Consider the following 26,183-nt stretch of genomic DNA (forward strand, 5'->3'; position numbering starts at 1 on the left):
ACCGGGGATTGTACCGGACAAGCCGTGCCGCCCATTTCGTCAACGGCGCGGCAGGCGCTGGCGCAGGCGGACGAGCCGATACTTGAAGCGCTCGTGGTCGAACAGCGCATGCCACAGGACTCGCCGCGTCCATGCGAGGCTGGCGCGCAAACCGGGGGCAAAGCCGGGGCCGCCGGGGCGGCCGAACCTGAAGGGCAAATGCATCAGGAACAATCTGAATGCGGACGGCAGGATGCGGGCCCGGCGTCGCTGGTTCATCCGGCTCTCCTCTTGAGTTGAAGCAGGTGCAGCGCACGCGCGGCAGCGGAGGCGAGCGGCGTGCGGAAACGGGCGAAGGGCGCATAGCGCCAGGGCAGCATGGCGAGCTTGCGTGCCAGCAGGCGGGGCCGCAGGAAGTCGCGCCAGCCGACGTCCCTGCCGGACAGGTCGAGCAGGTGATCGTGGCCGAAGTCCTCCGAATGCGCCAGCTTGCTGATCGCCGCCACTTCGGCGCGGGTCGGATAGACCACGGCACGTTCGGCCAGCGCCAGGGCGTAGGGCCGCACGGCATCGAAGCCGAAGCCGGTGAGGCGCTGGGCGGCGAGGTAGTGTTCGAAGCAGAGCATGACGCCTTGCTGCAAGGCCTCGATGTGCGGATTGCAGCGGAGCTCGGCCTGGCGGTCGGGTGCGGCATCGTCCTTGAGCACCGGCTCGACGCCGTCGGCGGTGCGCCGGTAGCCGATGGTGGTGGCGTGAAGGGCACGGGCCCCCTGCTCGAACAGTTCCTCGAAGTCGCTGGCGGCGCGCTCCTGCGGCTCGGCGCGGCGCACGTCGAGCATCAGGCCGTCGATGCCGCCGTGGGCGAGCGCGCCCTGGTGCATGCCGTTCATGAAGGCGAAATAGTAGCCATCGACCTGTGGATAGGCGGCATCGGCCTCGCCGGCGAAGGCGTCTTCGAGGAAGCGCTGGATGGTGGCGTTCCAGCCGATGTCGACCAGCGCCACCCGACGCGCGGCGAAGAAGCCGAGGCCGTCGAAGTAGTCGCGCAGCAGTTCGCGCGCCTGCTGGCCGGCCGGCCGGATGCGCTGCTGCACTTCGGCATCGTCGAGAAAGGCGAGCAGGCGGGCATCGTTCCAGTCGTCGAGCCGCTCGCCGATATGGGTGAAGCCATGGCGCCGGGCGAGATCGGCGAAATCGCCGGGATTCAGGCCGTAGGTCTTGAGGATGGATTCGAGGCCATGCTGCTTGGGGTTGTAGAGACCGACGACCGCCTTGGCGTGGTCCAGCCCCTCGGCGACCGCGGCGCCGGCGACGACCCGGCGGCTGGCATAGGCATAGCAGGCGGGCGGCAGGGTCTCGCCGAGCAGGGCGCCCGCTTCCTCGTACATGCGCATGAACAGCGCGCCGTCGCGGGCGAGGAAGAAGAGCTTTTCGGGGCGATCGCGGCGGACGCGCTCGATGAGGCCGTGCACGAAGGTGGAGAAGATCGGCCCGAGTACTTCCAGGCCATACTGGAAATACACTTCGTCGCGCTTGGCCCGGTCGTCGAGGTACAGGCGTTCGGCCAGCACTTCGGCCATCATGCGGCCCGGCCAGACGCCGCCCAGCACCGACAGCGCGGCGGAAGTCTGCTGCCGGCGGCGGCGGCGGCGCTCGTGGCGCTCGTCGAGGAAGACACCGGCCATGCCCAGCCGGCAGGGCGCCATCGCGTCGGAGAGGAAGTTGTCGCCGACGTGGAGCACATCCTCCGGGCGCAGCCCTTCCTGTTCGAGCACGTGGCCGAACAGGCGGCCGGAGTATTTTCCGGCGCGGTATTCGGACGAGACGTAGATGCGGTCGATCAGGCCGCGATAGCCGAGCTCGTCGAGCAGGCGACGAAGGTGGCGCTTGCCGAGATACATGTCCGACACGGCGATGATGCGGATGCCCTGGCCGCGCGCCCATTCGAGGAACAGCCGCGCATTGGGCTTGGCGCGCAGGGCCAGGCGCTCCAGATCGAACTCGCAGTCCTCCGCGAACCGCACCAGGGCGGCCTTCCGCACAGCGTCCGCCGCGGGCAGCAGGCCGGCGATCCAACGCTCGACGATTTCATCGTAATGGCATTCATGATCGTGCCCGGCGGCCAGCGCCTCTTCGCGCAGCGCCCGCTCGGCGATCTGGCGCTGGGCCAGCACCTGCTCCACGGGGAGTTCGAGGCGTTGCGCAAGCAGGGTGGCGACACGGTGGACGACCCGCTCGGGAGGCTCGATGCAGCGCGCCAGCAAAGTGTCGAAAATATCGAAGGACAGCGCGGCCACACGCCGCTCCCGCCGTTCGATGATGCGCCGCAGCCCGGAAAAGCCGCCTACGCGCCGCATCTGCGCACGCCCCGGCAGGGCCAGGCCGCGCCACTGGGCCCGGAGGCCACGCAGCCAGCCCATGCCGGCCCGGGCATGAATCCGGGCTGCGGCCTTCAGCGGCGCATGGCGGAAGGCCGCGATTTCGGCCCCGGCCTGTGCGAGCCGGGCATCCTGCTCGGCCACCCGCTGGTCCCGCTCGGCGATCCATCCATCGCGCTCCTCGATCCACCGATCACGATCCGCGATCCATCCATCGCGCTCGGCAATCCACTGGTCGCGCTCCGCGATCCAGTTGTCACGGTCATCGACCAGACGCCCCCATTCCTCGTCCTTGCGCACCAGCGCCTCGTGCTGCAAGGCTCGCAGGATCTCCACTTCGTAGCGCTCGATCCTGGCCCATTGCCTGTTCAGGCAGGCCGTGCGCATGGCGACGTCGCCCGGCACGGAAAGCAGCGCCGGCGCATGCTCCCTCAGCAGGGACGAAGCCTCCAGATTGGCGGCCAGCGGCTTCTCGGAAATCGTGTTGCTCGCGTGCAGCCTGTAGTCGAGCAGGGCTTCGTCGATCCAGGCGAGGCGGGCGCCCCCGGCCAGGGCGCGCAGCACGAAGTCGTAATCATGCACATAGCGATGCGTGCTGAATGGTGCGAGCCGCTGCCACAGCCGGCGCGTGAAGACGAAGTTCGAGGTCGTCATGAACACGTTCCCGGACAGCAGGGTCGCAGCCCAGTCCCCGGTTTCCCGCCAGACGGCCTTCAACTCGCCAAAGGCGTCGATCCACCAATGGGCGGCGACCGGCGCGCCCTCGCCATCGATCAGGCGGATGTCGCTGCCGACCAGATCGCAGTTGCCCTGTTCGAGAACCTGCAGGCAGCGCGCCAGGCGGCCGGGGGCATAGCGGTCGTCCGAATCGAGGATCGCGAGGTAGTCGCCCCGCGCATCGGCCAGGAGGCGCTGCAGGTTCTCGTGCGCCCCCAGATTGGATTCGTTGCGCCAGATGCGGACGCGCGGGTCGCGGATGCCCTGCAGCACGGCCCAGCTCCCATCGGTGGACGCGTCATCCCGAACCAGCACTTCGAGCTCGACCGGCTGCGCCAGCACGCTGTCGATCGTCTCGCCGATATAACGCGCATGGTTATAGGAGGGAATGACGACGCTGATCAGGGGCATGGGCATGCAGTGCTCCGGTGCAACACGGAAAAGAGGCGAAAAAACCGGGTATGATACCGCGCCTCGTGGACGAAACGTCCGCCCCCACCCAATCTCCCGAGGCGGCGGAACGGGGCGCTCATTGTGCCAGCCCATTGTCCGACCAGCCCGTGTCTTTCCTTTCAGTCTGTATCGTCACCTACAAGCCGGACCCCGCCGTGCTGGCGGCGACGTTCGCCTCCCTGGACAGGGCATTGTCATCGCTGCAGGCGGAGCGCGGCTGCACGGCATCGGTCTGCATCGTGGACAACTCCCCTGCCTTCGCGCTGCAACTGCCGCCGCGGCATTTCACCGGCCCGCTCCGATTCATCCACGGCCAGGGCAATGTGGGATTCGGGCGGGGCCACAACCTGTGCCTCGCCGAGCCGGAATGCGTCGGGGACCTGCACCTCGTCCTGAACCCCGATGTCGAGCTTGCCCCCGGCGCCTTGGTCGCCGCGGTCGACTTCATGCGCGCGCATACCGACTGCGTCCTTGCGAGCCCCGCGGCCGAATCGGGCGAAGGCGAGCGCCAGCATTTGTGCAAGCGCTACCCCTCGGTGCTGGACCTGGGACTGCGGGGCTTTGCACCGGCCTGGCTGAAGCGCCGTTTCGACGCCCGGCTGGCTCACTACGAGATGCGCGAAGCCCATGTCGAGCGCGAGTACTGGGACGTCCCCATCGTCAGCGGCTGCTTCATGCTGCTGCGGGGCGAGACCTTCCGCCGGCTGGGCGGCTTCGACCCGCGCTTCTTCCTGTATTTCGAGGATTTCGACCTGAGCCTGCGCGCCGCGGGCCTGGGCCGCATCGCCCATGTGCCGTCGATACGCATTGCCCACCATGGCGGGCATTCGGCACGCAAAGGCTGGAAACATCGCGCGATGTTCGTGCGGTCCGGCCTGCAGTTCTTCAACAAGCACGGCTGGAAACTGTGGTGACGATGCGGGGCCGCGTATTGGTGACCGGCGGCACGGGCTTCGTCGGCTCAGCCCTCCTCGCACGGCTGCGGCAGGACGGCCGCGACGCCCTGGGCATTGCCCGCTGCGGCCTGCCACCCGCCGGCTGCATCGGCGGACCGGCGCTGGAGGACCCCGCCGCCGACTGGTCCATGCTGCTGCGGGGCTGCGACACCCTCGTCCATACGGCGGCACGCGTGCATGTGATGCGCGACACCGCGGCCGATCCGCTGGCTGCTGCCCTGCTGGCCGAATATCGCGCAGTCAATGTCGACGGCACGCTGCGCCTGGCACGCCAGGCCGCGGCGGCCGGCGTGCGCCGCTTCGTGTTCCTGAGCTCGATCAAGGTGAATGGCGAAAGCACCGCGCCGGGACGGCCATTCACCGCCGACGACGCACCCGCCCCGCAGGACGCCTACGCCCTGTCCAAGGCAGAGGCCGAAACCGCCCTGCTGCAGCTGGCGGAACGCACGGGCATGGAAGCCGTCATCATCCGCCCGCCGCTGGTGTATGGCCCCGGCGTCAAGGCGAACTTCCTCGGCATGATGCGCTGGCTCCAGCGCGGCCTGCCGCTGCCCCTGGGCGCGGTGAGCGGCAACCGCCGCTCGCTGGTGGCGCTGGACAACCTCGTCGATCTGATCGCATGCAGCATCGACCACCCGGCCGCGGCCAATCGCATACTGCTGGTGCGCGACGGCGAAGACCTTTCGACCGCCGGCCTGCTGCGCCGCGCCGCCGCCGCACTGCAGGTGGATGCCCGCCTGGTCCCAGTGCCGCCATGGGCGCTGGCGGCCGGCGCGGCCCTGCTCGGCAAGCGCCCGCTCATGGCGCGGCTGTGCGGCAGCCTCCAGGTGGATGACTCGGCAAGCCGCCGCTTGCTCGGCTGGCAGCCACCGATCGGCGTCGACGAAGCCCTGCGCCGCACGGCGGCCGGACTGCGGCAATGACGGAAATCCTGGAGCACGCCTGGCTGCTGGCCGCGATCGCACTCGCGGCCGGGCTGATGACGGGTGGCCTGCGCCGCTATGCGCTGGCGCGCAGCCTGCTGGACCTGCCCAACGCCCGCAGTTCGCACGCGGTGCCGACGCCACGCGGCGGCGGGGTGGCCATCGTGCTGGGCTTTCTGGCGGCAACGGCCTGGCTGGCCGCCCACGGCGCCCTGCCGTGGACGTGGGCGTGGGCGCTGCTGGGCGCGGGCACGGCCGTCGCGCTGGTGGGCTTTCTCGACGACCATGGGCACGTCCCCGCACGCTGGCGCCTGCTGGCGCATTTCTGCGCGGCCGCATGGGTACTCGCCTGGCTGGGCGGTGCGCCGCCGCTCGCCCTTTCCGGCGCCGCACCGGGCTGGATCGGCAACGGCCTCGCGGCGATCTATCTGGCATGGATGCTGAATCTGTACAACTTCATGGACGGCATCGACGGCATCGCCGCCGTGGAGGCGATCTGCGCGGGCCTCGGCGGCGGCGCGCTCTACCTGCTGGCCGGCCAGCCGGCGCTCGCGCTGCTGCCGCTCGCACTGGCCGCCGCCGCGGCAGGTTTCCTGTACTGGAACTTCCCGCCAGCGCGCATCTTCATGGGCGATGCGGGCAGCGGCTTCGTCGGCGTGGCGCTCGGTGCGATGTCCTTGCAGGCGGGCTGGGTCTCGCCCGAATTGTTCTGGGGCTGGCTGATTCTGCTCGGCGTCTTCGTGGTGGACGCCACCTTCACCCTGCTGCGCCGCCTGCTGCGGGGGGAACGTGTCCACGAAGCACACCGGCGCCATGCCTACCAGTTCGCCGCGCGACGCTTCGGCAGCCACCGGCCGGTGACACTGGCCGTCGCCGCGCTGAACCTCGGCTGGCTGCTGCCGCTGGCCTTGTGGGTCGGCAGCGGCGGACTGGACGGCATCACCGGCGTGGCGATCGCCTGGCTGCCCCTGCTCGCGCTGGCCATCCGCTTCCGGGCCGGCGGAACCGAAGCCGAATGACCGTGGTGGCACGGCGCAGCGCGCCACGGGCACGCTGAGATCGCAAATTGTTGTTGCGGGACAACATCCGCGCGAACCAAGGGACTAGAATCGCCTCCGCACGGTATTCAGCGCAGCTGACCGGCATGCGACATTCGCCGAACAATGTGATCAATAACATCTCCGTCCGCTCCGCTTTCGTCTTCGCATTCGATCTGCTCGCCGCAGCGCTGGCCTGGGGCGGAGGCTTGCTGCTGCATTTCGACTTCGAGCCGCCAGCCGCTTATGCATCCAAGATGCTGGCGACCGGCGCCGCGCTGCTGCTGGTGCACGGTATCGCCTGCAGCCTGGCGGGGCTGTATCGCGGCATCTGGGTGTTCGCCAGCCTGCCCGACCTGAAGCGGGTGCTGAAGGCGGTCATTGCCTCCGCTGCCGCGCTGGTGGCGCTGATGGCGCTGGATCACGGCGAACCGCCGCTGCCGCGCTCCATGCTGGTGCTGTACCCGATGCTGCTGCTGCTGATCATGGGCGGCAGCCGCGCCGCCGGGCGCATGTGGAAGGAATACCGCACGTATGGCGACCTGATGGCGGCGGGCAAGCCCGTGGTCATCATCGGCGCGGGCACCGGCGGCGCGATGCTGGTGCGCGAACTCGAGCGCAGCCCGGACTGGCGAGTCGTGGCACTCGTCGACGACGACCCGGCGAAGTGGAAACGTGATCTCCGGGGCCGTCCGATTGCCGGCAGCGTCGACATGCTGCCCCAGGTGCTGAAGGAGCACAAAGCCCAGCACGTCATCCTGGCCATGCCCTCGGCCGCAAGCGGAACGCTGAAGCACGCCACCGACATCGCCATCCGCGCCGGAGCCCAGGTATTCACATTGCCGGGGCTGGACGACCTGATGAGCGGCAAGGTGGCCATCAATGCCATGCGACCGGTCAATATCGAGGATCTGCTCGGGCGCGAACCGGTGCAGATCGACTCCCTGCACGTGCAGGCGATGGTCACCGGGAAAACCGTGCTGATCACCGGCGCGGGCGGCTCCATCGGCAGCGAGCTCTGCCGCCAGCTCGCCCGCTTTTCTCCCACCCGCCTGGTGCTGGTCGAGAACTGCGAGTACGCGCTGTACAACATCGAGCAATGGTTCGGCGATCACCAGGGGGCGATCGAGATCGTCCCGCTCGCGGGCGACATCAGGGATGCCGCCCGCATGGACGAGATCTTCTCCAGCTGGAAGCCGCAGCTCGTTTTCCACGCCGCCGCCTACAAGCACGTCCCGCTGATGGAAGTCGGCAATGCCTGGCAGGCAGTGCTCAACAACGTCCTCGGCACGGTGCTGGTCGCCGCCTGTGCACGCCGCCATCGCGCCGAGCGCTTCGTCCTCATTTCCACCGACAAGGCGGTCAACCCGACCAATGTCATGGGCGCGACCAAGCGCCTGGCCGAAATGGTCTGCGAGGCCCTGCAATGCTCGGAGGACGGCACGACCCAGATGGAAATGGTGCGGTTCGGCAATGTGCTGGGCAGCACCGGCAGCGTGATTCCCCGTTTCGCCGAGCAGATCGCGCGCGGCGGGCCGGTGACGGTGACGCACCCCGAGATCAAACGCTATTTCATGTCGATTCCCGAGGCGGCGCAGCTCGTGCTCCAGGCCGCATCGATGGGCCAGGGCGGCGAGATCTTCGTGCTCGACATGGGCGAGCCGGTGAAGATCGTCGATCTGGCACACAACATGATCCGCCTGTCGGGCTATACCGAAGACGATATCCGCATCGAATTCACCGGCTTGCGCCAGGGCGAGAAGCTGTACGAAGAATTGCTCACCGACGCCGAAGCGACGCGCGAAACCCCTCACTCCAGGCTGCGCATCGCGCGTTCACGCCCCGTGCCCGCGAATTTCCTGGCCGAACTGGAGCAATGGCTGTCGCAGCCAGGGCCGGTTTCCGACGACGCGGTCCGTGACGGTCTGAGACGATGGGTGCCGGAATACGAACCAGCACGGCACTGACGAGTGCTTTCCGTGGCGGATAACCCCTCCGCGCATTTGGTCTTATCATTACCCAAGACTCAGCCCCCGACGGAGGCCAGTATGAGCAGCGTTCCCGCATACCGCACCAAGATCGGCATCGAAGACTATCTCGACGGCGAAACCCGCAGCGACATCAAGCACGAATACCTGGACGGCGAAGTCGTCGCCATGGGTGGAGCGAGTGCGAAACACGGTCTGGTCGTGACCGGACTCGGGCTCGCCATCGGCCCCCACGCGCGCCGCAAAGGCTGCCAGCTTTTCATGGCCGACATGAAAGTGCGCATCGAGCATTCGGGCCAAACCTATTTCTACTACCCCGACCTGCTGCTGGCCTGCGATCCGCAGGACCGCGACCCCTACTACCGCCGCTGCCCCTGCCTGATCGTCGAAGTGCTGTCGCCCAGCACCGAGCGCATCGACCACCGCGAGAAGCTGTTCGCCTACCAAGCCGCGCCATCGCTGCACGAATATCTGCTGGTCGACCCCGAAAAGCGCAGCGTGGAGGTGTACCGCTTCGGCGATCCTGTGCGCCATGAGACCTTCACCGAAGGCAGCATCCGGCTGGACTGCCTGGACGCGGAAATCACCCTGGACGAAATCTACATGGATGCGGAGGCCTTGTAAGGGCTGGCACCTCATGCCTGCTCAAGCTCGACATCCTCATACAAGCCTTCCAGCGCCAGTTCCACGCCGACGCTTTCCAGCCGGATGACACCGCCCGGCCCCGCCGGGTGCAGCACCCACAGGCCATCCTCGTTCTTGCGAAACAGGTCCGCATGCTTGCGGTCCTGCTCGATCAGAAGGTATTCCCGCAGCGTCTCGATCTGCTGGTAAAGCTCGAACTTGCGGCCGCGGTCGAAGGCGGCGGTGGAGCCAGACAGCACTTCGACGACCAGGCAGGGGTATTGCTTGGCGAGGCTGGCGTCGGGCTGGCGGTCGCGCGGATCGCAGGTGACGAAGACGTCGGGGTAGAACACCGCATCCACACGGTCGATGCGCAGCTTCATGCCCGAGATGAAGGCGCGGCATGGCTTGCCGACAAGGGCGGTCCGAAGTTCGGCAAAAACATTGCCAAGAATCGTGTAGTGCGCATCCGTTCCACCAGACATGGCGAACGTTTCGCCTGCCAGATACTCATGGCGTTCGGGTTGTTCGTCTTCCCACGCCATGTAGGCTTCGATGCCGAATTCGGGCTTGGTCTTGGGCAAGGGCATGTGGGGACTCCAGCGAATAGCATAAACCTCGAAATCAAACCTCGTAAACTTCGGAATCAAGCGCCGTGAAATCCGGAATCGAACCCCGTAAATCTCGGAATCAGCCGCCGTCGCGGATGCGTTCGATCAGCCCCGTCGTCGAATGCCCTTCGACGAAGCCCAGCACCTTGACCTCGCCGCCCGCGCGGCGCACGCAGTCGCCGCCAGCGATCTGGTCGGGCGTGTAGTCGCCGCCCTTGACCAGCAGGTCGGGCAGCACGGCGCAGATCAGGCGTTCGGGCGTGTCTTCGGCGAACGGCACCACCCAGTCGACGCAACCCAGCGCGGCGAGCATGCGCAGGCGGTGCGCCAGCGGGTTGACCGGCCGGCCGTCGCCCTTGAGACGGCGCACCGAGTCGTCGTCGTTGACGGCGACGATCAGCCGCTGGCCGAGCGCGCGGGCCTGTTCCAGGTATTCGATGTGGCCGGGGTGCAGGATGTCGAAGCAGCCGTTGGTCATCACCACGCGCTCGCCGGCCTGGCGCGCGGCACGGACGGTAGCGATGGCCTGGGCCTCGGTCAGCACGCCGTCCGCCGAGGCCTTGGCCGTATCCGGCGCGGCAAGATGGGCATCGACATGGGCGCACCACATGTGGCCGATCATGATGTGGCATTCCTGGATGTGCGCCGTCTCGGCGACGCCGATGACGACCGCCAGGTCCGCCAGCCCGCGCAGCTTGCCGCCGTCGCGGCCGAGCAGGCCGATGACTTCGACGCCGCGCCGGCGCGCCGCTTCGACTGCGGCGATGACGTTGGGGCTGTTGCCGCTGGTGGAAATGCCGACCAGCACGTCGCCCGGCTGGCCCAGCGCATCGACCTGGCGCGCGAAGACGTCGTCGAAGCCGTAGTCGTTGCCGACCGCGGTGAGGATGGATGTGTCGGTGGTGAGCGCGATGCCGGGCAGCGCGCGGCGTTCGGCGACGAAGCGGCCGACCAGTTCGGCAGCGATGTGCTGGGCATCGGCGGCGCTGCCGCCGTTGCCGCAGAACAGGATCTTGTTGCCGCGGTTGAGCGCCGCGCTGATGCGCCGCGCACCGGCTTCGACCACCGGTTCGATGGCGCGCAGGGCCTCGATGGCGGCCAGGTGCTTGTCGATGTATTGGCTGAAGAAGCTCATGGGGAGGTCTCGCGGTTCGGTCCCGGCGCGGAGCCGGAGAAAGCATTCTGGATGCCGGCGATGCTAGCACGCGGCTTTGCCGGGGACCGCTATCGGCACGATTGGCACCGGCGATTTTGCAGGATGGATAGTCTGTAGGATGGGTAGAGCCGCAGGCGAAACCCATCGATGCCCAGGAAAAACAACACACCGGGGACGATGGGTTTCGCTACGCTCTACCCATCCTACCCGACTAAAACACCGCGCCCCCGTAGGAGCGGCTTCAGCCGCGATGGGGCTGAGATACAGCTTCCACGGCCGTGTTCGCGGCTGAAGCCGCTCCTACAGAAAGACAGGCGGTGCGGCGAAAAAACGGTGGCGTACTCAGTGCGCCTCGTCCCAGTTGTCGCCCGCACCGACTTCGACCAGCAGCGGCACTTTCAGCTCCGCGACGCCACCCATCAGCCTGGGCAGTTCGCTGCGGATGGCCTCGAGTTCGGCCTTGGGCACTTCCAGCACCAGTTCGTCGTGCACCTGCAGCACCAGCTTCGACTTCAGCCCGGACGCGGCCAGCCAGTCGCGGGTGGCGATCATCGCCTTCTTGATCAGGTCGGCGGCGGTGCCCTGCATCGGCGCGTTGATCGCCGCACGCTCGGCACCCTGGCGGCGGCCGGCCTGGGCGGCGCGGATGTCGGGCAGGTAGAGGCGGCGGCCGAAGACGGTTTCGACGTAGCCTTGCTCGTGCGCCTCGATGCGGGTGCGCTCCATGTAGTCGGCGACACCGGGGTAGCGGGCGAAGTAGCGGTCGATCCAGCCCTGGGCGGCGGCGCGTTCGATGCCGAGGTTCCTGGCCAGGCCGTGCGCGCTCATGCCGTAGATGAGGCCGAAGTTGATGACCTTGGCGTAGCGGCGCTGTTCGCTGCTGACTTCGGCCGGCGGCACGCCGAACACTTCGCTGGCGGTGGCGCGGTGCACGTCCTCGCCGTGGGCGAAGGCTTCGAGCAGGCGGGCGTCGCCCGACAGGTGGGCCATGATGCGCAGCTCGATCTGCGAGTAGTCGGCGGAGACGATCAGGTGATCCTTGGGCGCGATGAAGGCGGCGCGGATGCGGCGGCCCTCGGGCGTGCGGATCGGGATGTTCTGCAGGTTGGGCTCGGAGCTGGACAGCCGGCCGGTGACCGCGGTGGCCTGCGAGAAGCTGGTGTGCACCCGGCCGGTGGCGGAGTTGACCATGCGCGGCAGCTTGTCGGCGTAGGTGCTCTTGAGCTTGGACAGGCTGCGGTGCTCGAGCAGCAGCTTGGGCAGCGGGTAGTCTTCGGCGAGCTTTTCCAGCACTTCCTCGTCGGTGGAGGGCTGGCCGGTGGCGGTCTTCTTGACCACCGGCAGGCCGAGCTTGCCGAACAGGATCTCGCCGAGCTGCTTGGGTGAACCGAGGTTGAAGGGCTGGCCGGCCAGTTCGTGCGCCTGCAGTTCGAGTTCGTGCAGGCGGCGACCGAGCTCTTCGGAGTGCTGGGCGAGCAGGAAGGGGTCGATCAGCACGCCGGTGCGCTCCATCTGCTGCAGCACCGACAGCACCGGCAGCTCGATGTCGCGGTAGAGCGCGGCGAGCCGGGGTTCGGCTTCGAGTTGCGGCCACAGGTGCTGGTGCAGGCGCAGCGTGACGTCGGCGTCCTCGGCGGCGTATTCGGTGGCGCGCTCGACCGCGACATCAAAGAAGCCGATCTGCTTGGCGCCCTTGCCGCAGACCTCGGCGTAGGGGATCGTCGTCAGGCCGAGATGGCGGCGGGCGAGCGAATCCATGTCGTGCGACTTGTCGCTTTCGAGCACGTAGGATTCGAGCAGGGTGTCGTGGGCGATGCCGCGCAGCGTGATGCCGTGGTTGGCGAGCACGTGGGCGTCGTATTTCAGGTTCTGCCCGAGCTTGGCGTGGGCGTCGGATTCCAGCCAGGGCCGCAGCTTGTCCAGCACCTCAGCCAGCGGCAACTGCTCGGGCGCTTCGGCGCCGCGGTGCGCCAGCGGCAGGTAGGCGGCTTCGCCCGCTTCGACGGCGAAGGAGATGCCGACCAGTTGCGCGGCCATCGGGTCGAGGCTGGTGGTTTCGGTGTCGAAGGCGGTCAGCTCAGAAGCGCTGATCCTGTCCAGCCAGGCATCGAAACTGTCCCAGTCGAGGATCGTGGCGTAGCTGCCGCGATGTGCGCCGGGTTCTGCCGGCTCCGCGCCCGTCCTGTCCCCCTCCGGGGCAAAGCGGCGCGCTTCGGTGGCGGCTTTCGACTCGGCGACGCTGGCGGCGCCGGCATCGAGATCCTTCAGCCACGAACGGAATTCGAAGCGCTCGTACAGCGCGCGCAGCGCCGCCTTGTCGTCGCCGCGCGCGGGCAGCTCGTCGAGCGTCACCGGCAGTTCGACGTCGGTCGCCACCGTCACCAGCCTGCGGCCCAGCGGCAGGAAGTCCAGGTGCTTGCGCAGGTTCTCGCCGACCTTGCCGCCGATCTTGTCGGCGTTGGCGATGAGCGTATCCAGGTCGCCATATTCGCCCAGCCATTTCAGCGCGGTCTTGGGGCCGCACTTTTCCACGCCGGGCACGTTGTCCACGGTGTCGCCGACCAGGGTCAGATAGTCGACGATGCGCTCGGGCGGCACGCCGAACTTGGCTTCGACGCCGGCCGCATCCAGCACTTCCTCGCTCATGGTATTCACCCACTGCACGCCGGGGCGCACGAGCTGGGTCAGATCCTTGTCGCCGGTGGAGATCACCACTTCCCAGCCGCGCTCCAGCGCCTGACGGGTCAGCGTGCCGATGACGTCGTCGGCCTCGACGCCCTCGACCGACAGCAGCGGCCAGCCTTCGGCCACCACCGCCTCGTGCAGCGGCTCGATCTGCGCGCGCAGGTCGTCGGGCATCGACGGGCGGTGGGCCTTGTACTCGGGATACCAGTCGTCGCGGAAGGTCTTGCCCTTGGCGTCGAACACGCAGGCACGAAATTCCGCCTTGTAGTCGCTTTCCAGCCGACGTAGCATCGACAGCACCCCCCGTATCGCCCCCGTCGGCTCGCCCTGCGAATTGCGCAGATCGGGCAGCGCATGGAAGGCGCGATAGAGATAGCTTGAGCCATCGACGAGCAGCAGGGTAGGCATTTCTGGAAATCCTCGGGAACGGGGTCCGGCCTGGTCCGGCCGATGAACATACATGAGAACAACAACATGACCGCGAAAGACAAACTCCCCCGCAGCCCCCAGGCCCATAGCGCTCCGGACGGCGGCACGCCGCGCTACAACGCGCGCGAGTCCTGGCGGATCTTCGGAATTATGGCAGAGTTCGTCGAGGCGACCGACCGCCTGGCCGCAATCCGCCCGGCGGTGTCGATCTTCGGCAGCGCACGCATACCGCCCGATCACATGTACTACATCCTGACCGAGCAGATCGCGCGCCTGCTGTCGGATTCGGGCTTCACCGTGATCTCCGGCGGCGGGCCGGGCATCATGGAAGCGGCCAACAAGGGCGCCTTCTTCGGCAAGAGCCCGTCGGTGGGCCTGAACATCCAGCTGCCGCTGGAACAGAGCGCCAACCCCTACCAGGACATCTCTCAGACCTTCCGCCACTTCTTCGCGCGCAAGTTCATGTTCGTGAAATTCGCCGCCGCCTACGTGGTGATGCCGGGCGGCTTCGGCACGCTGGACGAGTTGCTCGAGGCGATGACGCTGATCCAGACCAAGAAGAGCCAGAAGATTCCGATCATCCTGGTGCACGGCCCGTTCTGGCAGGGCCTGCTCGACTGGTTCCGCAACCGCCTCGTCGCCGACGGCATGATCAACCCCGAAGACCTCGACCTGGTGCAGGTCATCGATACGCCCGAAGAGGTCGTCGAGGCCATTTTCAAGCATTACGAACGGCGCGGCTTCCAGCCGGTGCCGGCCGAGCACGACATGATGCTGAACCTGTAGCCTCGGCAGCAGGCTTCGGCCCAAACAGCTAGAATCAAGGCATCTTCTGGAGAACACCATGCGCCGCACCCTGATCGCCCTGCTGCTCGCCGCCGCCATGCCGGCCTACGCCCAGCAGCCGCCCGGCCTCGAGCCGATTCCCGAACCGCCGCCGATGCCGATGGAGGGGGAGATCGACGAGCCGGAAGTCACCATCATCCAGCGCGGCGAGGACACCGTCGCCGAATACCGCATCCGCGGCCGGCTCTACATGGTCAAGGTGACGCCGCCGCACGGCGTGCCCTACTACCTGATCGACAAGGAAGGCAACGGCAAGATGGTGCGCGAGGACGCCCTGCCCGACCTGGCGGTGCCGATGTGGGTGATCAAGTCCTGGTAAGCATGCCCGCACGCCTGCACAGCTTCGCGCCGGCCGTGCGCGCCGACGCGCGGGTGCTGGTACTCGGCAGCATGCCGGGCCGGGCCTCGCTCGACGCCGCGCAGTACTATGCTCATCCGCGCAATGCCTTCTGGCCGATCATGGGCGCGCTGTTCGGCGCCGGGCCGGAGCTGCCCTACGCCGAGCGGCTGGCAAGGCTGAACATGGCCGGCGTGGCGCTGTGGGACGTGATCGCCGCCTGTGAGCGCAGCGGCAGCCTCGACAGCGCCATCACCCCTGGCAGCATCGAGCCGAACGACTTCGCCGGCCTGTTCCGGAGCTGTCCGCGGATCCGGCACGTTTTCTTCAACGGCACCACCGCCGAAACGGCTTTCCGCCGCCACGTGCGGAGCCGTGTCGCACTGCCGCCCGATCTGGCCTTCACCCGCCTGCCGTCGACCAGCCCGGCGCATGCCGCGCGTGGCTTCGACGCCAAGCTGGCCGCCTGGCAGGCCGTGCGCGCGGCCTCCGCCGCTGCCAACCCTGCCGCCGCGCAGGCGGCCTGAACCGCCACGTACACCAGCCCCCACTCCCGGAGCCCGCATGTCCGTCTTCACGCACGTCCCCGAATCCACGCTCGCCGAATGGCTGAAAGGCTATGCCGTCGGCCGGCTGGTGGAGCTGAAAGGCATTTCGGCCGGCGTGCAGAACAGCAACTTCTTCGTCACCACCACGCTCGGCCGCTACGTGCTGACGCTGTTCGAGGATCTGTCGCGCGCCGAGCTGCCCTACTACCTGCACCTGATGGCGCACCTGTCGCGCCACGGCCTGCCCGTGCCCGGGCCGATCGCCGACCGCGACAACGAATACCTCGGCACCCTGCAGGACCGGCCCGCCGCGCTGGTGGTGCGGCTGTCGGGTTCGTCCGAGATGAACCCTGGCCTCGCCCACTGCGAAAAGATCGGTGCCATGCTCGCCGGCCTGCATCTGGCCGGCCAGTCCTACGGCCGCCGCCAGGAGAACCCCCGCGGCGCCGCCTGGCGGGCGGACACCGCGCAGTTGGTGCGCCCCTTCCTGCCGGCCGGCGAGCAGGCGCTGCTCGATGCCGAAACGGCCTTCCAGGCCACCGTAGATGCCAGCGCCCTGCCCCAGGGCGCGATCCACGCCGACCTGTTCCGCGACAACGTGCTGTGGGACAGGGACGAGGACGGCACGCCGCACGTCGGCGGCTTGATCGACTTCTACTTCGCCGGCTACGACGCGCTGCTGTTCGACGTCGCGGTGACGGTCAACGACTGGTGCAGCCAGCCCGACGGCCAGCTCGACCCTGCCCGCACCCGGGCCCTGCTCGACGCCTACCATGCCGAGCGGCCGTTCACCGCCGAAGAGCGCGCCGCCTGGCCGGCGATGCTGCGCGCCGCGGCGCTGCGCTTCTGGCTGTCGCGTGCGGCCGACTTCCACCGCCCGCGCAGCGGCGAGATGGTGTCGGTCAAGAACCCCGACGAATATCGCGACATCCTGCGCCTGCGCGCCGCAGGCGTGCCGCCGCTGCCGCTATGACGAAGCAAGGACATATCCCCCCCGCTCCCGCCCCCGGCGACGTCGCCCCGGGCCATGCCCTGCAATGGCTGGCCGACGGCTGGCGGCTGTTCATGAAGTCTCCGGTGGTGTGGGCGATCCAGGCCTTCATCGTGTTCGTGATCCTCGCCGCGCTGGGCATGCTGCCCATCCTCGGCTGGGCGGCAGCGCCGATCGCGCTGCCGGTGCTGCTGGCGGGCATGCTGTCCGGCGCCCAGGCGCTCGACCGCGGCGAGGCGCTGCGCATCGACCACCTGTTCGACGGCATCCGCCAACACGCCGGCAACCTGCTGCTGGTCGGCACCTTCCACCTGCTGGGCGCGCTGCTGGCGGCGCTGGTGGCCATGGCGATCAGCGGCAGCGCGATGCTGACCGGCATGATCGTCGGCAGCGTGCCCGGCGCGGGCATGGCGGCCGGCGGCGTGATGGTCGGCGCCCTGGTGTTCACCGCGCTGTGGGTGCTGCTGCTGATGGCTCTGTGGTTCGCCCCCGCGCTGGTGATGCTGCACGGCGTCGCCCCGCTCGAGGCGATGATGCTGTCCGCCCGCGCCTGCTTCCACAACCTGCTGGCCTTCATCGTGCTCGCCGCGCTGCTGTACGTGCTGGCCTGGGTGGCGCTGATCCCGGCCGGACTGGGCATGCTGGCGCTGTTGCCGGTGACGGCCGGTGCGCTGTACGCCGCCTGGCGCGAAACCTTCGCCCCGCAGCTGCCTGCGCTGCCGGCGCCGGCCCAGCGGTCCGCCGGCGAGGACACCACCCGCGGAGGCGCTCCCGCCCCCGGCCCCGATTCCGACTGAAGATCCAACGATGCAAGCAAATACCCTTCGTTCCGCGCATGGCTGGAACTGGCTGCGCGAAGGCCTGCAGCTCTGGCGCAAGAACCCCGCGCTGCTCAGTTTCGCCGCCTTCGGCTACCTGCTGGCGCTGCTGGTCGTCAGTATCTTCCCCTTCGTCGGCCAGATCGCCGCCTCGCTGATCATGCCGGCGCTGTCGGTGGGCGTGCTCAACGCCTGCCGGGCGATCGACGCCGGCAGGAAGATCGGGCCGGACGTGCTGTTTTCCGGCTTTCGCAGCAACCTGCCGTCGCTGCTGGCCATCGGAGGCCTGTACCTGGCGGGCTCGGTACTGATCCTGCTGGTGGTGTCGATGGTCGATGACGGCACGCTGGCGGCGATCATGCGCGGCGACGGCGACCTCGACGAAGCCGCGCTGTCGAACTCCAACCTCGGCACCACGCTGCTGGTGGGGACGCTGCTGTCCACACCGCTGATGATGGCCTACTGGTTCGCGCCGATGCTGGCTTCGTGGTGGAAGCTGCCCGCCGCCAAGGCGATGTTCTTCAGCTTCTACGCCTGCCTGCGCAACTGGCGCCCCTTCCTTGCCTACGCGATCGGCGTGCTGCTGTTCGGCGCCCTGCTGCCTGGCCTGGTCATCGGCATCCTGGGCCTGGTTTCGCCCACGGTCGCCACACTGGCTTCCTTCCCGCTGCCGCTGATCCTGGTGCCGGTGCTGTTCGCCAGCTTCTACATCAATACCCGGGACGTGTTCGGCCTGCCCGGCGATCCCCGCCAATGAGCGCTGCAACGGACACCGCACGGGCAGACGCGCCGCTCGGCCTGCTCGGCGGCACTTTCGACCCGATCCACTTCGCCCACCTTCGCCTGGCCGAAGAAGCACGCGAGGCACTGGGCCTGCACGGCGTGCGCCTGATCCCCGCCGGCCAGCCGCCGCACCGCGGCGAACCCGGCAGCACGGCCCAGGACCGCCTGGCGATGGCGCGCCTGGCCACAGCCGGCAACGACGGCCTCGAAGTCGACGACGGCGAAGTGCTCGCCCCGCAGAAGAGCTACACCGTGCCGACGCTCGAGCGCCTGCGGGCCGAGCTCGGCCCGCAGCGTCCGCTGGTGCTGATCCTCGGCGCCGACGCTTTCGAAGGCCTGCCCCAGTGGCACCGCTGGCAGGAGCTGTTCTCGCTGGCCCACGTCGCCGTCGCCAACCGGCCCGGCCATGCACCCCACGCCCGCCGCTGGCCGGGGACACTGCCGTCCGCACGGCTGCCGGCCTTCGCTGCGCTGTGCGAAGGCCGCCACGTCTCCGACCCGGCCGAGCTGCGCGCTGCCCCCGCCGGACGCATCATTCCCTTCGACATGACGCCGCTGGCGATTTCGGCCACACTGATCCGCGACCTGATCGGCCACGGCCACAGCGCGCGCTATTTGCTGCCCGATTCCGTTCTCGACTATATTGGGGCGAATGGGCTCTACACCCGCAACCTGACTGGACACGCTTCCTCTTGATGGACATTTCCGCCCTGCAGCACATCGTCGTTTCCGCCCTCGAAGACATCAAGGCACGCGACATCGAAGTCATCGACACTTCGCACAACACCCCGCTGTTCGACCGCATCGTCGTCGCCAGCGCCGACTCCAGCCGCCAGACCCGCGCCCTGGCCCGCAACGTGCATGACAAGGTGCGCGAAGCCGGCGCCGACGTCCTCAGCATCGAAGGCGAGGACAGCGGCGAATGGGTGCTGGTGGACCTGGGCAGTATCGTGGTCCATGTCATGCAGCCCGCGATCCGCGCCCACTACCGCCTGGAAGAGCTGTGGAACACCGCACCCGCCTCGCGCAAGCCCGCACAGGCCGCGGCGGGAAAGTGAATGAAGCTCTTCGTCGTCGCCGTCGGCCATCGCATGCCCGCCTGGGTCGAGGCCGGCTTCGACGAGTTCGCCCGGCGCATGCCGCGCGAACTGCCGCTGCAACTGATCGAGGTCAAAGCCGAACCGCGCACCAGCGGCAAGACCGTGGACGCGATGATGGCGGCCGAAGCCGCGCGCATCGAAGCCGCGCTGCCGCCACGCTGCCGCCGCGTCATCCTCGACGAGCGCGGCGCCGACCTGGGCACGCAGGCGCTGTCGCGCCGGCTGGAAGCCTGGCAGGGCGAAGGCCAGGACGTGGCATTGATCGTCGGCGGCCCGGACGGACTGGCACCGGCCCTGAAGGCCGCCGCGCAGGAGGCCATCCGCCTTTCCAGCCTGACCTTGCCGCATGCCCTGGTGCGCCCGCTGCTGGCCGAGGCGCTGTACCGCGCCTGGACGGTGCTGCGCAACCACCCCTATCACCGCGAATGAGCCGTCTTCCCATCCACCGATGAACCCACGCATCTACCTCGCCTCGAAAAGCCCCCGCCGACGCGATCTGCTGCGGCAGATCGGCGTGCAGTTCGACGTGCTGACCTTCCGCGGCGGCGAACGCGGCGAGGATCCCGACGTCGACGAGACGGCCGTCTCCGGGGAGGGCGTCGAACGCTACGTCGAACGACTGGCACTGACCAAGGCCCAGGCCGGCGTACGCCGCATCCAGTGGCGCAAGCTGCTGCGCCATCCCGTACTGGCAGCCGACACCGCGCTGGAACTGAACGGCGACATCATCGGCAAGCCGACCGGCACGGCCGACGCCCATGCGATCCTGCGCCGCCTGTCCGGCCGCCGCCATCGGGTGCTGACGGCGCTGGCGATCAGCGACGGCGAGCGCACGCGCAGCAAGCTGTCGATCAGCACGGTGAAGTTCCGCGAACTGTCCGATCTCGAGATTCGCCACTACATCGCCACCGGCGAGCCGATGGACAAGGCCGGCGCCTACGGCATCCAGGGCAAGGCGGCGGTCTTCATCGAGGAAATCCACGGCAGCTACTCGGGCATCATGGGGCTGCCGCTGTTCGAAACCGCGCAACTGCTGGAGACCTTCGGCTATCCTCTGTATTAACCGCGCCAGATGAGCAATGCGCAAGGGCGGCCCGCGAGGAAACGGGCCGCCCTTGCGCATTTCCCATTGACGCAGGCTTTCATGAGCACGGAGTTCCTCATCAACTTCACCCCGCAGGAAACGCGGGTGGCAATCATCGAACAGGGCGTGGTGCAGGAGCTGCACATCGAGCGCACCGCCAGCCGGGGCATCGTCGGCAATGTCTATCTGGGCAAGGTCGTGCGGGTGCTGCCCGGCATGCAGTCGGCCTTCATCGACATCGGCCTGGAGCGCACCGCCTTCCTGCACGTGGCGGACATCTGGAGCGAGCGCCAGAACGGCGAACCCGCGCGCCCGATCGAGCGCATCCTGGCCGAAGGCCAGAGCCTGATGGTGCAGGTGCTGAAGGACCCGATCGGCACCAAGGGCGCCCGGCTGTCGACGCAGATCAGCCTGGCCGGCCGCCTGCTGGTCTATCTGCCGCAGGAAAAGCACATCGGCATTTCCCAGCGCATCGAGGACGAAGCCGAGCGCGAAGCCCTGCGCGAGCGTCTGGGTGCGCTGGTGCCCGCCGACGAACCCGGCGGCTTCATCGTGCGCACGATGGCCGAATCGGCCTCGGACGCCGAGCTGGCCGCCGACATCGCCTACCTGCGCAAACTGTGGGGCGAGATCCGCAACAGCACCACCGGCCTGTTCCCGCCCAGGCTGCTGCACGAGGATCTCGGCCTCGGCCAGCGCGCGCTGCGCGACCTCGCCAACGACGACACCGCGCGCATCCGCGTCGACTCGCGGGAGAACTTCCAGAAGCTGATCGCCTTCGCCGAGGAATACACGCCCAAGGTGCTGCCGCTGCTCGAACACTATGCCGGCGAGCGGCCGCTGTTCGAGCTGTACAACGTCGAAGATGAAATCCAGAAGGCGCTCGCCCGCCGGGTGGATCTGAAGTCCGGCGGCTACCTGATCATCGACCAGACCGAGGCGATGACCACCGTCGACGTCAATACCGGCGGCTTCGTCGGTGCGCGCAACTTCGACGACACCATCTTCAAGACCAACCTCGAAGCCACCCAGGCCATCGCCCGCCAGCTGCGGCTGCGCAACCTGGGCGGCATCATCATCATCGACTTCATCGACATGGAGAACACCGAGCACCGCGAGATGGTGCTCGACGAGTTCCGCAAGGCGCTGTCGCGCGACCACACCAAGATGAGCATCAACGGCTTCACCGCGCTCGGCCTGGTGGAGATGACGCGCAAGCGCACGCGCGAATCCCTCGCCCACCTGCTGTGCGAACCCTGCCCGACCTGCGACGGCCGCGGCGAAGTCAAGACCGCCCGCACCGTGGCCTACGAGATCCTGCGCGAGCTGCTGCGCGAAGCCCGCCAGTTCAATGCACGGGAATTCCGCGTGCTCGCCGCGCCGCAGGTGATCGACCTGTTCCTGGACGAGGAAAGCCAGTCGCTGGCGATGCTGTCGGATTTCATCGGCAAGAAGGTGTCGCTGCACGCCGAAGCCAGCTATACGCAGGAACAGTACGACATCGTGCTGCTATGAGCTCGCCGCAGCCCATTCCGAACCCGGCCGAACCGCAGCCCGGCCGCTTCGGCAACGCTTTCGCACGCTACTTCGCCGCGACCCGCCCCGCCTTCCTGTCGGTGACGCTGGTGGCCTGCCTGATCGGCCTGGCCAGCGCCTGGCGCAGCGGTGCCGGCATCGACGCCACTACGGCCGTGCTCACGGTGCTGTTCGCCCTCGTCGCCCATGCCGGCGTCAATGTCATCAACGACTACCACGACGCGCTGAGCGGCGCGGACGCGGCCAACAGCGAACGCCTGTTCCCCTTCACCGGCGGCAGCCGCTTCATCCAGAACGGCGTGCTGAGCGCCCGCCAGACCGGCCGCTTCGGCCACGCCCTGCTGGCGGCGGTGATTCCGGCCGGGCTGTGGCTGACCTGGCAAACAGGGCCGGGCCTGCTGCTGATCGGCGCCGGCGGGCTGTTCGCCGGCTGGGCCTATTCGGCGCCACCGCTGAAGCTGATGAGCCGCGGCCTCGGCGAACTGGCGATCGCCGCCGGCTGGCTGCTGGTGGTGGTCGGCACCGACTACGTGCAGCGCGGCAGTTTCGACGTGCTGCCCGCCACCGCCGGCCTGTCGTATGCGCTGCTGGTCGCCAACCTGCTGTTCATCAACCAGTTCCCCGACCGTACCGGTGATGCCGCAACGGGCAAGAACACCCTGGTGGTGAAGCTCGGCCCGCAGGCGGCGAAATGGGGCTATCTGCTGATTGCCATCGTCGCCTACGGCTGGCTGGTCGGCATGAGCAGCAACGGCACGCTGCCGCAGAAGACCGCCGCCGCCGCGATGACGCTGGTGCTGTCCTTCTCGGCCGGCCGCGAGTTGCTGCAGCACGCCGAAGACCCCGCCGAACTCGGCCCGGCGATCAAGCGCACCATTCTCGCGGCGAACCTGCACGGCCTGATTCTCGCCGGCGCGCTGGCTTTCGGCTGAGCTGCGACTGATGGCTTTGCCTCTGGTTCGGACAGGAAGACCGTATCCGTATGAGCGGCTTCAGCCGCGACACGATTCCGATATCCCTTACCGTGCTGTCCCCACTGCTGCTTTCGCGGCTGAAGCCGCTCCTACGGGGATGGGGGCGGGGGAGGGAGTGCCGACAGGGCGAGGCTGAATGCGGCAAGCATTATCGTGGCATCATCACCGCCATGACCAGCACTGTTCATGGACACCACCTGCACATCGGCCGGTTTTCCGAGCCGGAGCGGGGCTATCTACTCACCACTGTCACTCAGGAACGGCGGCGTGTGTTCGACGATTTGCGTCTGGCCCGGCTTGCCATTGGCGAGTTGCGTGCCTGTGACGAAGCCGGTTTGTGCGCCACGCTTGCATTCGTGCTGATGCCGAACCACCTGCATTGGCTGGTGCAATTGAGACACACCAGCCTCGCCGATCTGATGCGGCGTTTCAAATCGTGCAGCGCAGCGCGCGTCAATCGCGCCCGCAACATGCCAGGGGCCAGGCTCTGGCAGGCGGGCTTTCACGACCGAGCCATCCGCGACGGCGAGGACATCCGCGCCATCGCGCGCTACATCGTTGCCAATCCGATGCGCGCAGGGCTGGCAAGCACGGCACGCGATTACCCTCATTGGGATGCCACGTGGCTGTAATGTCTTGCCCCCGTAGGAGCGGGTCGTAGGAGCGGCTTCAGCCGCGAACAGGGGCTGGTGGTGGTTGCCCAAGCGTTGTTTTCGCGGCTGAAGCCGCTCCTACAGGGTGCCGCGAGACACCTGCGGGGGGTTGGCAGTGCACCGCTCAAACCCCCAGATAACGGCTCCACAGCTCCCGCTGCGCATCCAGCTCGGCCGAGTTGCCCTGCCAAACGATGCGCCCACGCTCCAGGATCAGGTTGCGGTCGGCGAGCGGCAGCAGCTTTTCCACGTATTTGTCGACCACCAGCGTGGTCTGGCCCTGGGCTTTCAGCAGGGCCAGACAGCGCCAGATTTCGTCGCGGATCACCGGCGCCAGGCCTTCGGTGGCTTCATCCAGGATCAGCAGCCGCGGATTGGTCGACAGCGCACGGGCGATCGCCAGCATCTGCTGCTCGCCGCCGGAAAGCTGGTTGCCCATGTGGCCGGCGCGCTCGGCCAGGCGCGGGAAGAGTGCGTAGAGGCGGTCCAGCGTCCAGGGCTCGGCTGCACCGTTGCGCCGGTCGGCGAAGGCAATCAGATGCTCACGCACGCTCAGGTTCGGAAAGCACTGCCGGCCTTCGGGCACGATCGCCACGCCGAGGCGGGCGATGTGGTCAGCGCGCGCGGCATGGATGGGCGTGCCGTCGAACAGGATCTCGCCCTGGCGTGGGCGCAGGCCGCCGACCAGGGTCTTGATCGTGGTGCTCTTGCCCATGCCGTTGCGGCCCATCAGGGCGACGACTTCACCCGGGCGGATGTCGAAGTCGAGCCCGAACAGCACCTGACTGGCGCCATAGCCAGCCTCCAGGCCGCGGCAACGCAGCAGCGGCGTCGTACTCATGCGTGCGCCTCCGTGCCCAGGTAGACCGACTGCACTTCGGCATGCCCTTTGACGTGGGCGGCGTCACCCGAGGTCAGCACCCGGCCATAGACCAGCACCGAGATGCGGTCGGCAAGGCGGAACACCGCGTCCATGTCGTGCTCGATCAGCAGGATGGCGGTTTCGCTGCGCAGCCGGCCGATCAGCTCGATCATCTGCACCGAATCCTCCGGCCCCATGCCGGCCATCGGCTCGTCGAGCAGCAGCAGCCGGGGGGCTGCAGCCAGCGCCAGGGCGAGATCGAGCCGCTTCTGCATGCCGTGCGGCAGCACGCCGGCGGGGCGGTCGAGCACCGCGCCGAGGCCGGTCCTGTCGGCCAGCGCCAGCGCCGCATCCGCCAGCGCGGTCTCGGCTTCGCGCCGCCGCAGGCAGCGGAAGCTGGAGCCGGCCTGGGCCTGCACCGCCAGCAGCAGGTTGTCGCGCACCGAGTCGTTGCGGAACACGCTGGTGATCTGGAAGCAGCGTGCCAGACCGTGGCGCACGCGCTGGTGCGGCGCCAGCGTGGCCAGGTCGACGCCGTCGAGCACGATACGGCCGGCGTCGGCCGGCAGCAGACCGGAGATCAGATTGACCAGAGTCGACTTGCCGGCGCCGTTGGGGCCGATCAGGGCGTGGATCTCGCCCCGTTCCACCGCCAGGTCGACATGGTCGGTGGCGAGCAGGCCGCCGAAACGCTTGACCAGACCTTCGGCCACGAACAGGCTCATCGGTTGGCCTCCCGGCGCTCGAACAGCGCCGCCAGGCCCTGCGGCGCATGGAACACGGCGAGCAGCAGCAGCACACCGAGCGGCCAGTGCCAGTAGTCGGTGTGCATCTTCAGCGCCTCTTCCAGCACCAGCCACAGCGCCACGCCGAGCGGCGCGCCCCAGCGCCGGCCGAGGCCGCCGAGCATCACCATCACCAGCAGCAGCGCCGACTGCGTCCAGTGCATGATCGCCGGGCTGACGAAAGCGTTGTGGCTGGCGAGCAGGCCGCCCGCCAGCCCGGCCACCGCGCCGGCGGCGACGAAGCCGGCGAGCTTGAGCCGATACACCGGGTAGCCGAGCGCGACCATGCGCGTCTCGTTGTCGCGGATGCCGCGCAGCGCATGGCCGTAGCGCGAATGGGCGACGCGGCTGAAGCCGGCGAACACCAGCGCGGCGATCGCCAGCACCACCCAATAGAAGACGTCCGGATGCACGCCGTCCAGCCAGGCACCCATCTCCAGCGGGGTATACAGTCCGTAGCCGTCGTCGCCGCCATAGGTACGCAGCGACACCGCCAGGTAGTACAGCATCTGGGCGAAGGCCAGCGTGATCATGATGAAATACACCCCGCGCGTGCGCAGCGACACCGCGCCGATGAGGGCGGCGGACAGACCGGCTACGACCAGGGCGCCGCCCCAGGCCAGCCAGGCGGACGAGAAGCCGGCCTCGACCAGCGCGACCACGGTGTAGGCGCCGACGCCGATGAAGCCGGCGTGCCCGAGCGCGGCCATGCCGCCGTAGCCGAGGATGAAGTTGAGGCTGCTGGCGGCGATGGCGACGATCAGCAGCCGGCGCACGAAGCCGACGTAGTATTCCAGCCCCAGTGCCGGCGCCAGCAGCGGGAACAGCGCCAGAATCGCCAGCACCAGCCACGGCAGGCGGCGGACGAAGCCCGGGAAGCGCACCGCGAAGGGCTGCCGCGGATGTTCGGCTGCGGCGGAAGCAACACGG

The 26,183-nt window shown here is 68.2% G+C and carries 26 protein-coding genes and 1 pseudogene; 18 read left to right on the forward strand and 9 right to left on the reverse strand.

Annotation, left to right across the window (positions count from 1 at the left end; all coding sequences use genetic code 11):
• Positions 1-39: 39 nt before the first annotated feature.
• Positions 40-258, reverse strand: coding sequence for a hypothetical protein (locus ACNQFN_RS21200; RefSeq protein ID WP_068635754.1), 219 nt, complete (start codon positions 256-258; stop codon positions 40-42).
• Positions 255-3,491 (reverse strand): glycosyltransferase, encoded by a 3,237-nt coding sequence (locus tag ACNQFN_RS21205; RefSeq protein WP_418647494.1) that lies wholly within the window; start codon positions 3,489-3,491, stop codon positions 255-257. The genes ACNQFN_RS21200 and ACNQFN_RS21205 overlap by 4 nt, the downstream gene beginning before the upstream one ends.
• Before the next feature lie 143 nt (positions 3,492-3,634).
• Here ACNQFN_RS21205 and ACNQFN_RS21210 point away from each other — a divergent pair, with 143 nt between their 5' ends.
• From ACNQFN_RS21210 to ACNQFN_RS21230, 5 genes are all read left to right on the forward strand, one after another.
• Positions 3,635-4,441: a glycosyltransferase family 2 protein gene (locus ACNQFN_RS21210; RefSeq protein WP_418647495.1), complete on the forward strand. Its 807-nt coding sequence runs from the start codon at positions 3,635-3,637 to the stop codon at positions 4,439-4,441.
• 2 nt (positions 4,442-4,443) lie between these two features.
• Positions 4,444-5,406, forward strand: a complete 963-nt coding sequence (locus tag ACNQFN_RS21215) for an NAD-dependent epimerase/dehydratase family protein (protein WP_418648944.1) — start codon at positions 4,444-4,446, stop codon at positions 5,404-5,406.
• A complete protein-coding gene (locus tag ACNQFN_RS21220; RefSeq protein WP_418647496.1) occupies positions 5,403-6,425 on the forward strand; it encodes an MraY family glycosyltransferase in 1,023 nt (340 codons plus the stop codon). Before ACNQFN_RS21215 ends, ACNQFN_RS21220 begins: the two co-directional genes overlap by 4 nt.
• A gap of 53 nt (positions 6,426-6,478) precedes the next feature.
• Entirely contained in the window at positions 6,479-8,410 is a 1,932-nt protein-coding gene (locus ACNQFN_RS21225) for a polysaccharide biosynthesis protein (RefSeq protein WP_418647497.1), read from the forward strand.
• Between the two features lie 81 nt (positions 8,411-8,491).
• Positions 8,492-9,055 carry a Uma2 family endonuclease gene (locus tag ACNQFN_RS21230; RefSeq protein WP_418647498.1) on the forward strand — a complete coding sequence of 188 codons (564 nt, stop codon included), beginning with the start codon at positions 8,492-8,494 and terminating at the stop codon, positions 9,053-9,055.
• Positions 9,056-9,066: 11 nt separating this feature from the next.
• On the opposite strand, the gene ACNQFN_RS21235 is transcribed toward ACNQFN_RS21230, so the two are convergent.
• From ACNQFN_RS21235 to polA, 4 genes and pseudogenes are all read right to left on the reverse strand, one after another.
• Positions 9,067-9,645, reverse strand: a complete 579-nt coding sequence (locus tag ACNQFN_RS21235) for a Uma2 family endonuclease (RefSeq protein ID WP_418647499.1) — start codon at positions 9,643-9,645, stop codon at positions 9,067-9,069.
• 100 nt (positions 9,646-9,745) lie between these two features.
• A complete protein-coding gene (gene rfaE2 / locus ACNQFN_RS21240; RefSeq protein ID WP_418648945.1) occupies positions 9,746-10,210 on the reverse strand; it encodes a D-glycero-beta-D-manno-heptose 1-phosphate adenylyltransferase in 465 nt (154 codons plus the stop codon).
• Between the two features lie 36 nt (positions 10,211-10,246).
• Positions 10,247-10,801: pseudogene (gene gmhA, locus ACNQFN_RS21245) on the reverse strand (D-sedoheptulose 7-phosphate isomerase); the annotation flags it as partial.
• A 363-nt stretch (positions 10,802-11,164) separates the two neighbouring features.
• Positions 11,165-13,915, reverse strand: a complete 2,751-nt coding sequence (gene polA, locus ACNQFN_RS21250) for a DNA polymerase I (RefSeq protein ID WP_418647500.1) — start codon at positions 13,913-13,915, stop codon at positions 11,165-11,167.
• 66 nt (positions 13,916-13,981) lie between these two features.
• On the opposite strand from polA, the gene ACNQFN_RS21255 reads away from it, so the two are divergent.
• From ACNQFN_RS21255 to ACNQFN_RS21315, 13 genes are all read left to right on the forward strand, one after another.
• Positions 13,982-14,722 (forward strand): TIGR00730 family Rossman fold protein, encoded by a 741-nt coding sequence (locus ACNQFN_RS21255; RefSeq protein WP_068635773.1) that lies wholly within the window; start codon positions 13,982-13,984, stop codon positions 14,720-14,722.
• Between the two features lie 58 nt (positions 14,723-14,780).
• Complete coding sequence (locus tag ACNQFN_RS21260; RefSeq protein WP_068635763.1) at positions 14,781-15,101, forward strand: DUF2782 domain-containing protein; 321 nt, start codon at positions 14,781-14,783, stop codon at positions 15,099-15,101.
• Between the two features lie 2 nt (positions 15,102-15,103).
• Positions 15,104-15,646 carry a DNA-deoxyinosine glycosylase gene (locus tag ACNQFN_RS21265; protein WP_068635764.1) on the forward strand — a complete coding sequence of 181 codons (543 nt, stop codon included), beginning with the start codon at positions 15,104-15,106 and terminating at the stop codon, positions 15,644-15,646.
• A 37-nt stretch (positions 15,647-15,683) separates the two neighbouring features.
• Positions 15,684-16,640 carry a homoserine kinase gene (locus ACNQFN_RS21270; RefSeq protein ID WP_418647501.1) on the forward strand — a complete coding sequence of 319 codons (957 nt, stop codon included), beginning with the start codon at positions 15,684-15,686 and terminating at the stop codon, positions 16,638-16,640.
• The gene (locus ACNQFN_RS21275; protein ID WP_245650860.1) at positions 16,637-17,455 is read left to right on the forward strand and encodes a BPSS1780 family membrane protein; all 819 of its coding nucleotides are present in this window, start codon (positions 16,637-16,639) and stop codon (positions 17,453-17,455) included. The genes ACNQFN_RS21270 and ACNQFN_RS21275 overlap by 4 nt, the downstream gene beginning before the upstream one ends.
• Positions 17,456-17,465: 10 nt before the next feature.
• Positions 17,466-18,233 carry a BPSS1780 family membrane protein gene (locus ACNQFN_RS21280; RefSeq protein ID WP_068635766.1) on the forward strand — a complete coding sequence of 256 codons (768 nt, stop codon included), beginning with the start codon at positions 17,466-17,468 and terminating at the stop codon, positions 18,231-18,233.
• The gene (nadD, locus tag ACNQFN_RS21285) at positions 18,230-18,955 is read left to right on the forward strand and encodes a nicotinate-nucleotide adenylyltransferase (protein ID WP_068635767.1); all 726 of its coding nucleotides are present in this window, start codon (positions 18,230-18,232) and stop codon (positions 18,953-18,955) included. Before ACNQFN_RS21280 ends, nadD begins: the two co-directional genes overlap by 4 nt.
• Positions 18,955-19,317, forward strand: a complete 363-nt coding sequence (rsfS, locus tag ACNQFN_RS21290) for a ribosome silencing factor (RefSeq protein ID WP_068635768.1) — start codon at positions 18,955-18,957, stop codon at positions 19,315-19,317. The genes nadD and rsfS overlap by 1 nt, the downstream gene beginning before the upstream one ends.
• Positions 19,318-19,788 carry a 23S rRNA (pseudouridine(1915)-N(3))-methyltransferase RlmH gene (gene rlmH, locus ACNQFN_RS21295; protein ID WP_068635769.1) on the forward strand — a complete coding sequence of 157 codons (471 nt, stop codon included), beginning with the start codon at positions 19,318-19,320 and terminating at the stop codon, positions 19,786-19,788. It begins immediately after the preceding gene.
• Between the two features lie 19 nt (positions 19,789-19,807).
• Entirely contained in the window at positions 19,808-20,422 is a 615-nt protein-coding gene (locus tag ACNQFN_RS21300) for a Maf family protein (RefSeq protein WP_068635770.1), read from the forward strand.
• An 81-nt stretch (positions 20,423-20,503) separates the two neighbouring features.
• A complete protein-coding gene (gene rng / locus ACNQFN_RS21305; RefSeq protein ID WP_068635775.1) occupies positions 20,504-21,958 on the forward strand; it encodes a ribonuclease G in 1,455 nt (484 codons plus the stop codon).
• Positions 21,955-22,911 (forward strand): prenyltransferase, encoded by a 957-nt coding sequence (locus tag ACNQFN_RS21310; RefSeq protein WP_418647502.1) that lies wholly within the window; start codon positions 21,955-21,957, stop codon positions 22,909-22,911. Before rng ends, ACNQFN_RS21310 begins: the two co-directional genes overlap by 4 nt.
• Positions 22,912-22,961: 50 nt before the next feature.
• Entirely contained in the window at positions 22,962-23,585 is a 624-nt protein-coding gene (locus tag ACNQFN_RS21315; RefSeq protein ID WP_418647503.1) for an REP-associated tyrosine transposase, read from the forward strand.
• A gap of 145 nt (positions 23,586-23,730) precedes the next feature.
• Here ACNQFN_RS21315 and ACNQFN_RS21320 read toward each other — a convergent pair whose 3' ends face one another.
• From ACNQFN_RS21320 to ACNQFN_RS21330, 3 genes are read right to left on the reverse strand one after another with little or no spacing between them, the layout of a single operon-like run.
• The gene (locus tag ACNQFN_RS21320; RefSeq protein ID WP_418647504.1) at positions 23,731-24,447 is read right to left on the reverse strand and encodes an ABC transporter ATP-binding protein; all 717 of its coding nucleotides are present in this window, start codon (positions 24,445-24,447) and stop codon (positions 23,731-23,733) included.
• A complete protein-coding gene (locus ACNQFN_RS21325; RefSeq protein ID WP_418647505.1) occupies positions 24,444-25,193 on the reverse strand; it encodes an ABC transporter ATP-binding protein in 750 nt (249 codons plus the stop codon). The genes ACNQFN_RS21320 and ACNQFN_RS21325 overlap by 4 nt, the downstream gene beginning before the upstream one ends.
• On the reverse strand, positions 25,190-26,137 hold the full coding sequence (locus ACNQFN_RS21330; protein ID WP_418648946.1) for a branched-chain amino acid ABC transporter permease: 948 nt from the start codon (positions 26,135-26,137) through the stop codon (positions 25,190-25,192). Before ACNQFN_RS21330 ends, ACNQFN_RS21325 begins: the two co-directional genes overlap by 4 nt.
• Between the last annotated feature and the right edge of the window lie 46 nt (positions 26,138-26,183).

Source organism: Thauera butanivorans (genome assembly GCF_048398245.1).
GTDB classification, from domain to species: Bacteria; Pseudomonadota; Gammaproteobacteria; order Burkholderiales; family Rhodocyclaceae; genus Thauera; species Thauera butanivorans.

Coding starts and splice junctions, on each gene's coding strand:
- ACNQFN_RS21200 (WP_068635754.1), bottom strand. CDS start 258: ATGAACCAGCGACGCCGGGCCCGCATCCTGCCGTCCGCATTCAGATTG.
- ACNQFN_RS21205 (WP_418647494.1), bottom strand. CDS start 3,491: ATGCCCATGCCCCTGATCAGCGTCGTCATTCCCTCCTATAACCATGCG.
- ACNQFN_RS21215 (WP_418648944.1), top strand. CDS start 4,444: ATGCGGGGCCGCGTATTGGTGACCGGCGGCACGGGCTTCGTCGGCTCA.
- ACNQFN_RS21220 (WP_418647496.1), top strand. CDS start 5,403: ATGACGGAAATCCTGGAGCACGCCTGGCTGCTGGCCGCGATCGCACTC.
- ACNQFN_RS21230 (WP_418647498.1), top strand. CDS start 8,492: ATGAGCAGCGTTCCCGCATACCGCACCAAGATCGGCATCGAAGACTAT.
- ACNQFN_RS21235 (WP_418647499.1), bottom strand. CDS start 9,645: ATGCCCTTGCCCAAGACCAAGCCCGAATTCGGCATCGAAGCCTACATG.
- polA (WP_418647500.1), bottom strand. CDS start 13,915: ATGCCTACCCTGCTGCTCGTCGATGGCTCAAGCTATCTCTATCGCGCC.
- ACNQFN_RS21255 (WP_068635773.1), top strand. CDS start 13,982: ATGACCGCGAAAGACAAACTCCCCCGCAGCCCCCAGGCCCATAGCGCT.
- ACNQFN_RS21260 (WP_068635763.1), top strand. CDS start 14,781: ATGCGCCGCACCCTGATCGCCCTGCTGCTCGCCGCCGCCATGCCGGCC.
- ACNQFN_RS21265 (WP_068635764.1), top strand. CDS start 15,104: ATGCCCGCACGCCTGCACAGCTTCGCGCCGGCCGTGCGCGCCGACGCG.
- ACNQFN_RS21270 (WP_418647501.1), top strand. CDS start 15,684: ATGTCCGTCTTCACGCACGTCCCCGAATCCACGCTCGCCGAATGGCTG.
- ACNQFN_RS21275 (WP_245650860.1), top strand. CDS start 16,637: ATGACGAAGCAAGGACATATCCCCCCCGCTCCCGCCCCCGGCGACGTC.
- ACNQFN_RS21280 (WP_068635766.1), top strand. CDS start 17,466: ATGCAAGCAAATACCCTTCGTTCCGCGCATGGCTGGAACTGGCTGCGC.
- nadD (WP_068635767.1), top strand. CDS start 18,230: ATGAGCGCTGCAACGGACACCGCACGGGCAGACGCGCCGCTCGGCCTG.
- rsfS (WP_068635768.1), top strand. CDS start 18,955: ATGGACATTTCCGCCCTGCAGCACATCGTCGTTTCCGCCCTCGAAGAC.
- rlmH (WP_068635769.1), top strand. CDS start 19,318: ATGAAGCTCTTCGTCGTCGCCGTCGGCCATCGCATGCCCGCCTGGGTC.
- ACNQFN_RS21300 (WP_068635770.1), top strand. CDS start 19,808: ATGAACCCACGCATCTACCTCGCCTCGAAAAGCCCCCGCCGACGCGAT.
- rng (WP_068635775.1), top strand. CDS start 20,504: ATGAGCACGGAGTTCCTCATCAACTTCACCCCGCAGGAAACGCGGGTG.
- ACNQFN_RS21310 (WP_418647502.1), top strand. CDS start 21,955: ATGAGCTCGCCGCAGCCCATTCCGAACCCGGCCGAACCGCAGCCCGGC.
- ACNQFN_RS21315 (WP_418647503.1), top strand. CDS start 22,962: ATGAGCGGCTTCAGCCGCGACACGATTCCGATATCCCTTACCGTGCTG.
- ACNQFN_RS21320 (WP_418647504.1), bottom strand. CDS start 24,447: ATGAGTACGACGCCGCTGCTGCGTTGCCGCGGCCTGGAGGCTGGCTAT.
- ACNQFN_RS21325 (WP_418647505.1), bottom strand. CDS start 25,193: ATGAGCCTGTTCGTGGCCGAAGGTCTGGTCAAGCGTTTCGGCGGCCTG.